A 14,372-nucleotide genomic window follows, 5' to 3' on the forward strand; every position below is an offset into this window, starting at 1 on the left:
TGGCCTTGGCACATTTCCTTAGTTCAATCGCAGGTGTAGCTCTTGAACTGACGTTACTTTACTACGGTCATCTGCTTTGTTAGCAGTACAGTTAGCAAAAGCCGCGTTCAAGGTTGTCGTATAGTTGGTTTTATTTTGCAATGCACCACGACGTAACACCTTCGAATCTTCGATCGCTTGGCGACCTTCGGTGGTATTAACGATATAGCTGTACTCTTTATTCTTGATATAATCAAGAATATGCGGGCGGCCTTCATATACTTTGTTTACACGTCGTACTTCAATGCCAGCTTCTTCAAGAGCTTGTGCCGTGCCACCCGTTGCGTCAAGTTCAAAACCTAAGTCGGTCATAATCTTGGCTAATTCAACAATGCGTGGCTTATCGCTATTACGAACAGATAATAACGCGCGACCACCGCGTGGTAAAGTGTTGCTTGCACCTAATTGTGCTTTTGCGAATGCTTCGGCGAAAGTATCACCAACACCCATCACTTCACCCGTTGAGCGCATCTCAGGGCCACGAATTGGATCCACACCCTGAAACTTAGCAAATGGTAAAACAACTTCTTTAACGCTGTAATAAGGAGGGATTACTTCTTTAGTAATACCTTGGCTTGCCAAAGACTGACCCGCCATACAACGAGCCGCCACTTTTGCAAGCGCTACACCGGTTGCTTTTGATACAAACGGTACAGTACGTGCGGCACGCGGGTTAACTTCAATTAAGTACACTTTGCCATCTTTTACAGCAAACTGTGTATTCATTAAGCCAACAACACCAAGCTCAAGCGCCATATCGGTTACTTGCTTGCGCATTACATCTTGCACTTCTTGCGATAAAGAATGTGCTGGTAATGAACATGCTGAGTCACCAGAGTGAACACCGGCTTGCTCAATGTGCTCCATGATACCGCCAATAATTACTTGCTCGCCGTCGCAAATCGCGTCAACGTCAACTTCAATTGCGTTATCTAAGAAACGGTCCAGTAATACAGGTGCTTCGTTTGATGCAGATACAGCTTCGGTCATGTAGCGACGTAAATCGTCTTCATCGTATACAATTTCCATTGCACGACCACCTAGTACATACGACGGACGTACAACGAGTGGGAAACCAATTTCAACTGATTTAAGTAGTGCTTCTTCAGTTGAAGTTACTGTTGCATTTTCTGGCTGAAGTAAGTTCAGACGCTCAACAAGTTGTTGGAAACGTTCGCGATCTTCTGCACGGTCAATCGCATCAGGTGAAGTACCAATTACTGGAACGCCATTCGCTTCAAGCTCACGTGCTAATTTAAGTGGTGTTTGACCACCGTACTGCACGATAACGCCTTTTGGCTTTTCAACACGTACGATTTCGAGTACGTCTTCAAGTGTAATTGGCTCAAAGTATAGTCTATCAGATGTATCGTAATCGGTAGAAACCGTTTCAGGGTTACAGTTAACCATAATGGTTTCATAACCGTCTTCGCGAAGCGCAAGCGAGGCATGTACACAACAGTAATCAAATTCAATACCTTGGCCGATACGGTTAGGACCGCCACCAATAACCATGATTTTGTCTTTATCTGTTGGGTTTGCTTCACACTCTTCATCGTAAGATGAGTACATGTAAGCTGTGTCTGAGCTAAATTCTGCGGCGCACGTATCAACACGCTTGTATACTGGCACGATGTTTAATAGGTGACGTTTTTTACGAATTTCTGCTTCAGATACACCAGCAATTTCAGCTATACGTGGATCTGCGAAACCTTTGCGTTTAAGTTTACGTAGGAAGTCGGCATTTAAACCAGCCATACCTACTTCACCAATTTTTGCTTCGTCTTTTAAAATATCTTCTATTTGTACTAAGAACCAGCGATTAACTTTAGTCAGCTCATAAACATCATCAACGCTCATACCATGGCGCATTGCATCGGCAATGTACCAGATACGCTCAGCACCTGGTTCGCGTAATTCGCGGATGATTTTTTCTTTCGCTTTAGGGTCATCAAGTGCAACTATTGGGTTAAAACCTGTTGCGCCCACTTCAAGACCACGTAATGCTTTGTGTAATGATTCTTGTTGGTTACGACCAATCGCCATTACTTCGCCAACCGATTTCATTTGCGTAGTTAAACGATCGTTAGCACCGGCAAATTTTTCAAAGTTAAAGCGAGGAATTTTTGTTACAACGTAATCGATTGAAGGCTCAAAAGATGCTGGAGTTTTACCGCCAGTAATATCGTTTTGAAGCTCGTCAAGCGTATAACCTACTGCTAGCTTTGCAGCAATTTTAGCAATTGGGAAACCCGTTGCTTTTGATGCAAGTGCAGATGAACGTGATACGCGTGGGTTCATCTCAATGATAACCATACGGCCATCTTCAGGATTAATACCAAACTGCACGTTAGAACCGCCAGTTTCTACACCAATTTCACGTAATACCGCCATAGAGGCGTTACGCATAATTTGGTATTCTTTGTCGGTTAGCGTTTGCGCTGGTGCAACGGTGATTGAATCGCCAGTGTGAACACCCATAGGGTCAAAGTTTTCAATGGTACAAACAATAATACAGTTATCGTTTTTATCACGTACAACTTCTGTTTCGTACTCTTTCCAACCAATCAGTGATTCATCAATCAATAATTCGTTTGTTGGCGATAAGTCTAAACCACGTTCACAAATTTCTTCAAACTCTTCCATGTTGTAAGCAACACCGCCACCGGTGCCACCCATGGTGAAAGAAGGACGAATGATACATGGTAAGCCAATTCGGCTCATTGTATCTTTAGCTTCTTCCATTGAGTGAGCAATTTCAGCACGAGGACATTCAAGGCCAATGTTTTTCATTGCTACGTCAAAGCGTTCACGGTTTTCTGCTTTGTCGATTGCATCCGCCGTTGCGCCAATTAGCTCAACGCCGTGCTTAGCCAATACACCGTGCTTGTCTAAATCAAGTGCACAGTTTAATGCTGTTTGACCACCCATTGTAGGCAGTACTGCATCTGGCTTTTCTTTTTCAATAATTTTTTCTACCACTTCCCAGTGAATTGGTTCGATGTAGGTAGCATCGGCCATTTCAGGATCGGTCATGATAGTTGCAGGGTTTGAGTTAACTAATATAACTCTATAGCCTTCTTCTCTAAGTGCTTTACACGCTTGAGCACCAGAGTAGTCAAATTCACAAGCTTGACCAATTACAATTGGGCCTGCGCCTAAGATAAGAATGCTTTTTATGTCGGTACGTTTTGGCATTATTACTCCAGTTAAATTAGTGTTTACGCGCTTGCATCAAATCGATGAAGTGGTCAAATAATGGTGCTGCATCGTGTGGACCTGGACTTGCTTCAGGGTGACCCTGGAAGCTAAACGCAGGCTTATCAGTACGATGAATACCTTGAAGCGTTCCATCAAATAACGATTTATGCGTGGCACGAAGCGTACTTGGTAGGCTTGATTCTTGAGCTGCAAAACCATGGTTTTGAGCTGTGATCATAACTACATTACGGTCTAGGTCTTTAACTGGGTGGTTACCACCGTGGTGGCCAAATTTCATTTTTTCTGTTTTAGCACCTGAAGCAAGGGCTAATAACTGATGACCTAAACAGATACCAAAAATAGGTGTGTCGGTTTCTAAAAAGGCTTGAATGGCTTCAATAGCGTAAGTACATGGCTCAGGATCACCAGGGCCATTAGATAGGAAGATACCATCAGGGTTTAAAGCAAGTACGTCAGCGGCAGAAGTTTGCGCTGGTACTACTGTAAGTTTACAACCACGGTCTACAAGCATACGTAAAATATTACGTTTTACACCGAAGTCGTAGGCAACAACATGAAACTTTTCATCAGCAGCGTCAAGGGTTTTAAATCCTTCACCTAATGTCCAGCTTGATTCGCGCCACTCAAAATTTTCCTTGGTTGAGACAACTTTTGCTAAATCCATACCTTTTAAACCTGGGAAGGCTTGCGCGGCTTGTAACGCTTTATTTTCGTCTAGCTCGTCACCGGCAACAATACACCCGTTTTGTGCGCCTTTATCACGCAAAATTCGAGTTAGCTTTCTGGTGTCGATGTCCGCAATACCTAAAATATTACGTTCTTTTAAGTAATCATCTAACGATTGCTCGTTACGAAAGTTACTTGCTAGCAGTGGCAAATCACGGATCACTAGGCCTTTAGCCCAAATTTGATTCGCTTCTTCGTCTTCGCTGTTGGTACCCGTATTACCGATATGTGGGTACGTCAAAGTTACGATTTGTTCCGCGTATGATGGATCAGTCAAAATTTCTTGATAACCAGTCATAGACGTATTGAATACCACTTCACCGACTGACATGCCGTCAGCGCCGATTGCAGTACCGCGAAACACTGTGCCGTCTTCTAGGACTAACAGAGCGGATTTAGTCAAGTTAAACCTCCTAACAGTAAAAAACGGGAGTAAGCAATTGCTTAACACCCCGCCAATACCCAGAGGGATCGTCAAAACCAGATTTTTGTGAGCTTAAATTGTTTTACGCAGTCTTAAATGATGCAGATGTAAAGCATTCAACCTTCAATCATTTTTCTTGCCTAAAACTATTTTCATTCCCACTGAAACCCTGGATTTACTAGCCACTTGGGTATAATTGGAAACACGCATTTAGTAATTTTTGGCAAATTGGCTGCATATTACATGAAGTTGCTATTTAGGTCTAACATTATTTGGTTAATTGTTACAAATAAGTCACTGTAGGTGAAATTAGACCCAAACAGTTAAAATAGTAACTAAACTACTTAAGATCTAGCACATCTTGCATATCATAAAGTCCAGCAGGTTTGTTTTTTAACCAGCTTGCAGCCCTTATAGCACCTAGAGCGAACGTCATTCTCGAACTTGCTTTATGTGTTAATTCAAGCCTTTCGCCCATTGTAGCGAAGTATGCGGTATGTTCACCTACTATATCGCCCCCTCTTAGGACAGAATAACCAATCTCATTTTGAGATTTCGCTGTTTCTACTTGGCTTCGGTCATATACCGCAACCTCGTCGTGATCCCAGCCTTTCGCTTGCGCGATTGACTCACCTATTGCCAGTGCAGTACCTGATGGTGCATCTATTTTATGACGGTGATGCGCTTCAAATATTTCGATATCTAAATCGTCACCAAATTTAGTCGCTGCAGTTTGCACAAGGTTAAGTAATACATTGACACCTACGCTGTAATTTCGCGCAAATACAATAGGGATATGTTTAGCGGCATCGTGTAATAGCGCCATATCATCATTTGTTAAACCTGTTGTGCCAATCACCATAGGAATTTTTTGTGCAACAGCTGTTTTTAAATGGTTTTTCATACCCGCTGGCAGCGTAAAGTCGATTAAAACATCTACATCATCTATTGTACTTTCGTCGCTAAAGCTAACACTGTTATCGGCTGCGCTATTTACTTGATTTACATTAATGCCCAATAGCGATGAACCACTACGAACATATGCGCCTGTAAGTTGTGTTTGCTCTTTAATTGTCGCGGCTTCTAATAGGGCTAAGCCCATTCTGCCGTTAGCACCAAAAACACCTATTCGATTTGTAGTCATGGTTTTTACCTAATTTAATTTGAATCCGTTTATTAGCCATATATCCGGGCATTACAAAATACGCAGGTGGGTATTTTTATGCAGTTGGATAAATATTAATCGCTGAAAATCGCGTTGCTTTATAGATATTATCTAAAAGTCATGCAATAGTCAGGTGACCTTTTAATTTAATAATAATAACAATACCAGTTTACTTTAGCCATCTATACATTTAAACTTCTCTTTCGCGTCGATTTGGTCTTTGGCTTGCGGACGCTGCGGCTAACAACTTTTTAAAATAAAAAGTTGTACTGCTAAATTCAGCTAAAAGAGGAGTTTTGGCTGTGATAAATTTTACTGGTTATGAGGATTATGATGCAGCCATCATTTAATAAAAACAAAGCAATACTTTCTTTACTTCCCCTACTTACCTTTGTAGCGCTATTTTTAGGCTCAGGTTTGTATTTGCAATCGCAAGGGGTTGATTATGCTTTTTACCAACTACCTGCACCTGTTGCTATATTGCCCGCCATCATGCTTGCGTTTATTTTAAATAAAGGCACGGTAAACCAATGTGTAGAGACCTTTATTAAAGGTGCCGGACACAACAATATTATTACCATGTGTTTAATCTACTTACTTGCAGGTGCTTTTTCGGCTGTGGCAAGTGCAACCGGTGGAGTAGATGCGGTAGTAAATGCAGGCTTATCACTTATCCCACCTTCGTTATTGCTCCCTGGTTTGTTTTTAATTGCGGCCGTTGTATCAACAGCAATGGGTACGTCAATGGGAACAATTGGCGCCATTGGCCCTATCGCTTATGCGGTATCAATTAAAACAGGTATAGACCCAGCATTAATGGCAGGTACGATTGTATCTGGCGCTATGTTTGGCGATAACTTATCTATTATTTCGGACACCACTATTGCAGCTACACGCACGCAGGGCTGTGAAATGAAAGACAAGTTTAAAGAGAATCTTAAAATTGCTGTCCCTGCTGCAATACTGACTATTGGCTTATTGTTTTATTTAACACCTGCTGCACAAGTAGTTGAAACTAAAGACTATGATATTTGGTTGGTACTTCCTTATGCCTTTATTTTAGTGTTAGCAGTTGCCGGCTTGAACGTATTTGTAGTGTTGTTTAGCGGTATTATTTTTGCCGCATTAATGGGCTTTACCGGTAGTTACGAAGGCGCAAGCTTTGTAAAAGACATTTACAAAGGCTTTACTGATATGCAGGAAATATTTTTACTTTCTATGTTTATTGGTGGCTTATCTGAATTTATTCGTATTAATGGTGGCCTTGATTACATTGCTCAAAAAATTCAAGCGATTACTAAAATCATTGCAAAATGGCACCGTAAAGTAGCTGACCAATTAGGTATTGCCGCATTAGTTTTAACAAGTAATGTATGTATTGCTAATAACACAGTGTCTATTATTGTCGCGGGTCCTATTGCTAAAAAGCTAGCAGATGACGGTGAAATAAGCTCTAAACGCTCTGCCAGTTTACTTGATATATTTGCCTGTGTTACACAGGGTTCATTGCCATACGGTGCCCAAGCATTGTTATTAGGTGCTACGTTTAAAATTAGCCCGTGGGAAGTATCAACGTCTTCTTATTACTGCTTTATTTTAGCATTTACAGCCATTGCAGTTATTTGCTTACGCCGTAATAAAGCATAGTTTAAACACCGACACTATGTTGCAGCTTAATAAGTAAGCTGCAACATATGTTAAAATAATACTCTACATATCAATCACTTTTGCTATAATGCGCGCCTTCGCGTGTCACTAAAATTATAGTTAAATACAGATATGAAATTTAAAAAATTACTTCCTCTCGTTACTTTTACATCAATTGCTTTATCGTCTTCTGCTTTTGCGGCTAATTGGAGCAGCACAGCACTACATATTAATAATGGCGACCAAAAAAACCCATTCACTGAGCAAGAGTCAAACACCACTGTTTACTCGGTTCAACATGCATCGGGTTACGATTACGGCGATAACTTCTTTTTTATCGATTACAGTAAAGACGATACCGATGATGGTTACCAAGATGCTGATTTTTATGGTGAGTGGTATTCAACGGTAAGCTTATCGGCCATTAGCGGCGAAAAAATTGGCGCAGGCGCATTATTAGATGTGGGCCTTACCGGTGGTATTAACGTTGCTGGCGACGCTAAAGTAATGAAATACTTGCCTGGTGTTAAATTAAGCTGGGATGTACCTGGGTTTAACTTTTTTCAAACGCTATTCACAGCTTACATTGACGATAGTGAAGGTGTAGCAAAAGGCGGGGCTCCTATTGAAACAAATAGCTGGATGCTTGATGTTGCCTTTGAATACCCTTTCACTATTGGCTCACAAAAATTTAGCTTTAAAGGCCACGCTGAATACATTGCAGAACGTGAAGATGAATTTGGTAACGATGTAGAGGCCTGGATACTCGCACAGCCTATTTTAGTATGGGATATGGGCCACGCTCTTCAAATGAAAGAAAACACACTACTGTTGGGTATGGAATTACAATACTGGCACAATAAACTAGGTACTGAAGTCACTGAGTCAGTGCCACAAATCCATATTGAGTGGACGTTTTAAGCTTTAACGATACTCGTTTTACCCTACATTAATAAGCGAAGCTCTCTTTTAGCTTCGCTTTTTTCATCTCCAAATTAAACAACGTTGAGCATGACAAAGCCTCAATTGAATAGTACTTAATGTTTGGTTACTATAATGAATTATTCTGAGTTTTATATATTAGAGCTCATATTATTTGTCCTTAATTGGAGTAACCAAATGTCGTCGATTAAAGTTATTTGCTTTTCTACTTTATTGTTATTAACAAACAATGCATTAGCGAGCACAACGCAAGATACCTCTTCACTTTCTTATGATGCGCTTTTAAGCAGTTACCAGTACGACTTTAAAGTAAATTACTTTAACATTGAGTCACAAAAACAGTCTCTTAAAATGGCCTATATTTACTTAAAGCCTACCAAATCCGACATGCCTACAGTGACGCTTATGCACGGCAAAAATTTTAATGCAGATTACTGGACTACCACTGCGCAATACCTGCAATCTTTAGGCTACGGCGTATTAATTCCTGATCAAATTGGTTTTGGAAAATCATCTAAACCAACTAATTACCAGTATTCATTTGCGGCTCTTGCTCATCATACTCATGCGTTAATGGACTCACTTAATATAAAAGAGTCAATTGTATTAGGGCACTCTATGGGTGGGATGCTAGCGAGTCGTTTTGCACTAATGTACCCAAACACAACTAGTAAATTAATTTTACTTAACCCTATTGGGCTTGAAAACTACCTGCAGTATGTTGATTACAAAGATACAAATTTTTTCTATAAAAACGAATTTTCAAAAACGCCAGAAGGCGTAAGAAAATACCAACAAAAAAATTACTACGATGGTAAGTGGAATGCCACATATTCAGCCTTAACCGACTTTATAACAGGGCAAATACAAGGCCCGGATAAAGAACAAATGGCATGGGTAAATGCAAAAACATACGATATGATTTTCACTCAACCTGTAATAACCGAATTTAAAGATTTAGCAGTACCGGTTAAATTAATTATTGGTACACGCGATAGAACCGGCCCTGGCCGTAACTGGAAAAAAGACGGTGTTGATTACGAGCTTGGTCGATATGATAAATTAGGCAAACACGCTGCCACACTTATCCCTGACGCACAATTATTTGAACTGGATAATTTAGGGCACTTGCCGCACATTGAAGATTTCGAACGCTTTAAAAATGTATTTAAACAAGCACTTGCTGCTGAATAACCACGCTTAAAAACTAAAATAAAACCCCTGTAGGTAAAATACTTACAGGGGTTTTATTTTAATTACGCATTAATACTAAACGTACACTACTTCAGGTAGTAAAGCGCTTAACTACAGTGTGCATTGTGGGTTTTTACCCTGTGCTTTAGCAGTGCTTTGCTCGCTAAGTGCTTTACTCATTTGCGCTTGTAGATTTTTAATACGGTTACTTGGCGCTGGGTGAGTAGATAAAAACTCAGGGGTTGTACCGCTGCCCGCTGCACTCATATTTTCCCAAAGTGTAACCGACTCTTGTGGATTAAACCCCGCCTGTGCCATTAAATCCAGACCTATAGTATCGGCTTCTGATTCGTGAGAGCGGCTAAATGGTAAAACAACTCCATATTGTGCGCCCAAACCTAAGCCTTGCATAATTTCGTTACGGTATTGAATATTACCCATTTCAAGTGCCGCGCTGCCCAGCTGCATACCGGTATCTAAAATAGAGCTTTGTGAAACACGTTCATTAGAATGCTCAGCAATTACGTGCCCTACTTCGTGCCCTAGCACTGTTGCTAATTGGTCTTGATTGGTGGCTATTTTTAATAAGCCCGTATGAACCCCAATGTAACCCCCAGGTAATGCAAAAGCGTTAGCAGATTCATCTTCAAATACCACTACTTCCCAATTTTGCGACGCGTATTCTTTTGGTAATACAGCCACTACTTTTTCAGCAATACAATTTACATAAGAATTTGTTTTAGCGTCTTTATTTATTGGCTGAGATGCTTTCATTTCGGCAAAGCTAGCAGTACCCATTTCACTCATTTGTTGATCTGAGTAAAGCGCTATTTGAGTACGTCCTGTTGGTGACGTTTTACAACCGGCTAAAACGGCTGTCGCTAATACTGCAAGTACTAGTTTTTTCATGATAATTCTCTTAAGTAATGAATTTTTTATTGCTTGTAGAATAGCAAACACAGTACCAATTTAAAATATTTGCTTTATGTACCGTTATATTAAAAAAAAAGCAATATGACGATAAACTTAGCGGGCAAACTAAGTTTATCCAAATACAATGCCCTGTTACACTATAACCCTTGTTTTTAGTGATTGTTGAGTTTACACATGGACGCCTCAGCCTCGTCTTTTAATACCCGTATTTTATTGCCTTTATTAGCCAGTATAGTGGCGATTACGCCATTGGCGATAGATATGTACTTACCTGCCATGCTGGTAATTGCAAACGATTTACACACTAATATGCCCAATGTACAAATATCGTTGAGTATTTACTTAGCAGGCTATTCATTAGGGATGCTATTTTTTGGCCCCATTGCCGATCAAATTGGCCGCCGTAAGCTTGCACGTATCGGCTTAACCTTATTTGGTGCAAGCTCACTTGCATTGGCATTTACCACCGAAATCCATGCTTTTTGGACTCTTAGAGCAGTGCAAGCATTTACGGGAGCGGCAGCAACGGTAGTAGTACCTGGTATTATTCGCCATATTTATCAACAAAATACAGCTAAAGGAATGTCATATGTATCGATGATTATGATGGTAGCGCCGTTAGTTGCCCCCTCTGTTGGCTCGTTTATTTTAGGATTTTCTGTTTGGTCAACCATATTTTTGGTTCTTGCTGGGTATAGCTTTTTAATATTGGCGTTTGTGCAAGTGTATCTAATTGATATTCCTATTCACAAAAACGAAAAAAAGGGTCTCGCTCTATTTTTTGATAGCTATAAAACAGTACTCAGTAATAAAGATGCACGTGCCGACATACTCAGTTCTATGTTTGTATCGTTTGGATTTTTTTGCTTTTTGACCTCAGTACCATTTATTTATTTAGATTTATATGAAGTGTCAGAACAGTTATTTGGTGTGTTATTTGCCTTTAACGTAATGGCGCTGATGTTTGGTAACTTTTTAAATACGCGAATTGTACCAAGGCTGGGCTCTCGAAAAATGCTCTATATTGGGCTTACATTTGGATTTGTATCGGGGCTGGCTTTGTTAACATTTAGCTTATTGCATTTATCACTTTATTATATTGTGGCTGCTATTGCGCCATTAATGATGAGCTTAGGCGTCACTGCAAGTAATGCTGACTCGCTAATATTAATGAAGTTTGAAAAAAACACAGGCACGGCAACGGCCGTAATTGGCACACTTCGTTTTGGCAGTGGCGCATTAGTTGGCCCACTACTCGCTATTATGCATGCAAAAAGCGCAGTGCCGTTTTCAAGTTTAATGTTCAGCGCTGTTTTGCTTACTATGCTCGTACAGTTAATTCACTATAAAAAAGACAAAAAAAATGCCTCAATATGAGGCATTTTTTAAAACTAATAATTCAATTAAGCATCAGCAGCTTTAGAAACCATAACCATTGCAGGGCGTAATAAACGACCATTCAATGTGTAACCTTTTTGCATAACAGCAAGTACTGTATTAGGTGTTACATCGTTACTTGGTTGAATTGACATTGCTTGATGAAAATCTGGATTAAACTGCTCACCTTGAGGGTTTACAATTTCAACACCAAACTTTGCAACAGCATCGTTAAAGCTTTTAACTGTCATATCGATACCTTCAAGCAACGGCTTTAAAGTCTCATTTTCTTTATCAGAAAACTCAATAGCACGCTCAAGATTATCAATTACAGGTAGTAATTCGTTAGCAAATTTTTCTAGTGCAAACTTATGCGCTTTTTCTACATCTTGTGCTGCACGACGACGAATGTTGTCTACGTCTGCTGCAGCACGAACAACACCATCTTTTTGATCAGCAATAGTTTGTTTAGCAGCTTCAAGCTCTGCATATAGCATAGCTATTTCTGCTTCAGGGCTTTGCTCTTCTTCTGCATGTTGATCAGCGGCTTCTACTGCTGCTTCTACATCAGCCTGCATTTTAGAAATTTCTTCGTTTAATTCTACTTCTTGCTCAGGGTTTTGTGTCTGCTCAGACATAAAATACGTGCTCCAATTCTTTACAACTGCGGTAATTATGGGGATTGAATAAAAAGATTCAAGAGTTAGATGCCTCAATTAATTTAAATTCTCGAATTATTTCTTCGATTTGCGCTGATTTAGGGCAAATTATACAAAAGCGGCTTTGGTATTCTTGATTTTGAAAGTACGGCACGCTTATTACGATCAATTCATCACACTCAGTAAAAGGCAATTTTTCGCTATTAAGTACCGATACACCGTTTTTAAAAGCGAGTTTATCTTCTACATAATTTAAAAACGAAACACCAATATTTAAACTTTGCTCACAATCGATTTGTTTATAGAGGTAATTTTCGCCAACTACAATACTATTATCTGAGCCTAATTTTTGACTTAGTTGTCGCGTCCATTGATTAAGCGAATCATGACAATTTCGAGGCGCTGTATTTGCCATCGCCTGCATACGATACAAACCCTCCATAAGAGTTTGTTGGCTAAATACGGTATTCAACCATGTTGCAAACTGATAACGAACAGAATCTGACGAATCATGAGGTTTATCAATACAAATGTTGTGGCTCTGCCCAGCCCTGTCTATTAATAGAATAAGCCAGTCGGTAGAATCAAAATCAAGCACTTCTACTCTAAACACTTGCTGCGAGCTGGCTTGTGGTAAACCAACACAACAACATATTTGGTATTTTTGGCTCAAACCATGCGCTAGTTCAACGAGTTGTGATTGCTCTGGTTGCCAATAATTAGCAATGTCAGCGAGTGGAAAAAACTCGTCAAACCAATAATCAAACCCTTCATTTGTGGGCACTCGTCCTGCAGATGTATGAGGTGAATACAATAGCCCCACTTTTTCTAAGCGAGCCATAGCATTACGAACCGTAGCCGAGCATACTGCCATGCCTTTGAGCTTGGCAATTTTTGTTGATGGAACAGGCAAGCCTTCACCATTACAGTACATGTTCATAACAGCTGAAAAAATTTGCTGATCTCGTGAGTTTAGTTTCATGGTATCTACATCTTGTTGCATGAAAGAGATATCGGGGCGTTTAGTTGTTTTTCAAGTCGTGCAGTTAACTCACTGCGAATAAAATTGAAGGTTTATAATATTGCTATAATCTGTATTTTCAAACACTTCTGTTTTGAGTTACTCTACAATTATTAAATCTTTTTGTGCGTACATTATGGACTCTCCTTTTAATACCATAGGCCTAATTGGCAAACCTAATCACCCGGGAGCCGCTGCTACCCTTCAGCGCTTACATACATTTTTACTTGCGCTTGGTTTTGAGGTAATAGTAGAAAAACGCACAGGGAGTCAATTAGACGATATCCCTCATGACAAACTTGTTAAGTTAGTCGACTTAGGAGAACAAGCCGATTTAGCTATTGTTGTAGGCGGTGACGGTAACATGCTTGGTGCTGCACGCGTGCTTGCGCGCTTTAACATTGCTGTTATTGGTGTAAATAGAGGTAACCTTGGCTTTTTAACTGATTTAAACCCTGAAGGGTTTGAAGCGAGCTTAGAGCAAGTCCTCAGTGGTGAGTACCTTGAAGAAAAACGCTTTTTATTAGAAGTAGAAGTATATCGCCACAACGAATTAAAGAGTGCAAACTCAGCCGTTAACGAAGCGGTACTTCATGCCGATAAAGTAGCGCATATGATTGAGTTTGAAGCTTTTATAAATAATGACTTTGTGTTTTCTCAGCGCTCTGACGGTTTAATAGTATCAACCCCTACTGGCTCTACGGCATATTCACTTTCAGGTGGCGGGCCAATTTTAACGCCAGAGCTAAATGCAATATCGTTAGTACCTATGTTTCCTCATACCTTATCTAGCAGACCTTTAGTTGTCGATGCCGATAATGAAGTTCGTTTAAAGCTAAGCCTAGAAAATACAGATAGCCTACAGGTAAGTTGCGACAGCCATGTCGTGCTTGCCGTATTACCCGGCGATGAGGTAGTAATTAAAAAAGCGGATAAACAATTGCGTTTAATTCATCCAAAAAATTACTCGTACTACAACGTTTTACGTACAAAACTAAATTGGGGTAGTCGTTTGTACTAATT

General features: G+C 40.1%; 11 protein-coding genes. 5 read left to right on the forward strand and 6 right to left on the reverse strand.

From position 1 onward, the window contains the following. Positions 1-18: 18 nt before the first annotated feature. From carB to dapB, 3 genes are all read right to left on the reverse strand, one after another. On the reverse strand, positions 19-3,237 hold the full coding sequence (gene carB / locus H5090_RS10165; protein WP_039487473.1) for a carbamoyl-phosphate synthase large subunit: 3,219 nt from the start codon (positions 3,235-3,237) through the stop codon (positions 19-21). 16 nt (positions 3,238-3,253) lie between these two features. After that, positions 3,254-4,390, reverse strand: a complete 1,137-nt coding sequence (gene carA, locus H5090_RS10170; protein ID WP_004335400.1) for a glutamine-hydrolyzing carbamoyl-phosphate synthase small subunit — start codon at positions 4,388-4,390, stop codon at positions 3,254-3,256. A 361-nt stretch (positions 4,391-4,751) separates the two neighbouring features. Next, positions 4,752-5,555 carry a 4-hydroxy-tetrahydrodipicolinate reductase gene (gene dapB, locus H5090_RS10175; protein ID WP_004335398.1) on the reverse strand — a complete coding sequence of 268 codons (804 nt, stop codon included), beginning with the start codon at positions 5,553-5,555 and terminating at the stop codon, positions 4,752-4,754. A gap of 354 nt (positions 5,556-5,909) precedes the next feature. Here dapB and H5090_RS10180 point away from each other — a divergent pair, with 354 nt between their 5' ends. The 3 genes from H5090_RS10180 (at position 5,910) to H5090_RS10190 (ending at position 9,359) form a co-directional block, all read left to right on the forward strand. Next, the gene (locus H5090_RS10180) at positions 5,910-7,223 is read left to right on the forward strand and encodes a Na+/H+ antiporter NhaC family protein (protein ID WP_182695625.1); all 1,314 of its coding nucleotides are present in this window, start codon (positions 5,910-5,912) and stop codon (positions 7,221-7,223) included. 132 nt (positions 7,224-7,355) lie between these two features. Further along, on the forward strand, positions 7,356-8,144 hold the full coding sequence (locus tag H5090_RS10185; RefSeq protein ID WP_024597204.1) for a nucleoside-binding outer membrane protein: 789 nt from the start codon (positions 7,356-7,358) through the stop codon (positions 8,142-8,144). 198 nt (positions 8,145-8,342) lie between these two features. Further along, positions 8,343-9,359: an alpha/beta fold hydrolase gene (locus tag H5090_RS10190; protein WP_182673508.1), complete on the forward strand. Its 1,017-nt coding sequence runs from the start codon at positions 8,343-8,345 to the stop codon at positions 9,357-9,359. Positions 9,360-9,470: 111 nt separating this feature from the next. On the opposite strand, the gene H5090_RS10195 is transcribed toward H5090_RS10190, so the two are convergent. After that, a complete protein-coding gene (locus H5090_RS10195; protein ID WP_039487466.1) occupies positions 9,471-10,268 on the reverse strand; it encodes a M48 family metallopeptidase in 798 nt (265 codons plus the stop codon). 198 nt (positions 10,269-10,466) lie between these two features. Here H5090_RS10195 and H5090_RS10200 point away from each other — a divergent pair, with 198 nt between their 5' ends. Then, the gene (locus H5090_RS10200) at positions 10,467-11,669 is read left to right on the forward strand and encodes a Bcr/CflA family efflux MFS transporter (RefSeq protein ID WP_182197406.1); all 1,203 of its coding nucleotides are present in this window, start codon (positions 10,467-10,469) and stop codon (positions 11,667-11,669) included. Positions 11,670-11,695: 26 nt separating this feature from the next. Here the strand turns inward: H5090_RS10200 and grpE are convergent, their stop codons facing one another. Then, complete coding sequence (grpE, locus tag H5090_RS10205) at positions 11,696-12,307, reverse strand: nucleotide exchange factor GrpE (RefSeq protein WP_024597391.1); 612 nt, start codon at positions 12,305-12,307, stop codon at positions 11,696-11,698. Between the two features lie 58 nt (positions 12,308-12,365). Further along, positions 12,366-13,331 carry an HrcA family transcriptional regulator gene (locus H5090_RS10210; RefSeq protein WP_004335385.1) on the reverse strand — a complete coding sequence of 322 codons (966 nt, stop codon included), beginning with the start codon at positions 13,329-13,331 and terminating at the stop codon, positions 12,366-12,368. A gap of 154 nt (positions 13,332-13,485) precedes the next feature. Here H5090_RS10210 and nadK point away from each other — a divergent pair, with 154 nt between their 5' ends. Continuing rightward, a complete protein-coding gene (gene nadK / locus H5090_RS10215) occupies positions 13,486-14,370 on the forward strand; it encodes an NAD(+) kinase (RefSeq protein WP_004335384.1) in 885 nt (294 codons plus the stop codon). Positions 14,371-14,372 lie beyond the last annotated feature (2 nt).

The organism is Pseudoalteromonas sp. SR43-5, from assembly GCF_014163835.1.
In the GTDB taxonomy this organism is placed as follows: domain Bacteria; phylum Pseudomonadota; class Gammaproteobacteria; order Enterobacterales; family Alteromonadaceae; genus Pseudoalteromonas; species Pseudoalteromonas distincta.

Bases quoted from the DNA above. Each gene is read 5' to 3' on its own strand.
- carB (WP_039487473.1), bottom strand. From the start codon at position 3,237: ATGCCAAAACGTACCGACATAAAAAGCATTCTTATCTTAGGCGCAGGC.
- dapB (WP_004335398.1), bottom strand. From the start codon at position 5,555: ATGACTACAAATCGAATAGGTGTTTTTGGTGCTAACGGCAGAATGGGC.
- H5090_RS10180 (WP_182695625.1), top strand. From the start codon at position 5,910: ATGCAGCCATCATTTAATAAAAACAAAGCAATACTTTCTTTACTTCCC.
- H5090_RS10185 (WP_024597204.1), top strand. From the start codon at position 7,356: ATGAAATTTAAAAAATTACTTCCTCTCGTTACTTTTACATCAATTGCT.
- H5090_RS10190 (WP_182673508.1), top strand. From the start codon at position 8,343: ATGTCGTCGATTAAAGTTATTTGCTTTTCTACTTTATTGTTATTAACA.
- H5090_RS10195 (WP_039487466.1), bottom strand. From the start codon at position 10,268: ATGAAAAAACTAGTACTTGCAGTATTAGCGACAGCCGTTTTAGCCGGT.
- H5090_RS10200 (WP_182197406.1), top strand. From the start codon at position 10,467: ATGGACGCCTCAGCCTCGTCTTTTAATACCCGTATTTTATTGCCTTTA.
- grpE (WP_024597391.1), bottom strand. From the start codon at position 12,307: ATGTCTGAGCAGACACAAAACCCTGAGCAAGAAGTAGAATTAAACGAA.
- H5090_RS10210 (WP_004335385.1), bottom strand. From the start codon at position 13,331: ATGCAACAAGATGTAGATACCATGAAACTAAACTCACGAGATCAGCAA.
- nadK (WP_004335384.1), top strand. From the start codon at position 13,486: ATGGACTCTCCTTTTAATACCATAGGCCTAATTGGCAAACCTAATCAC.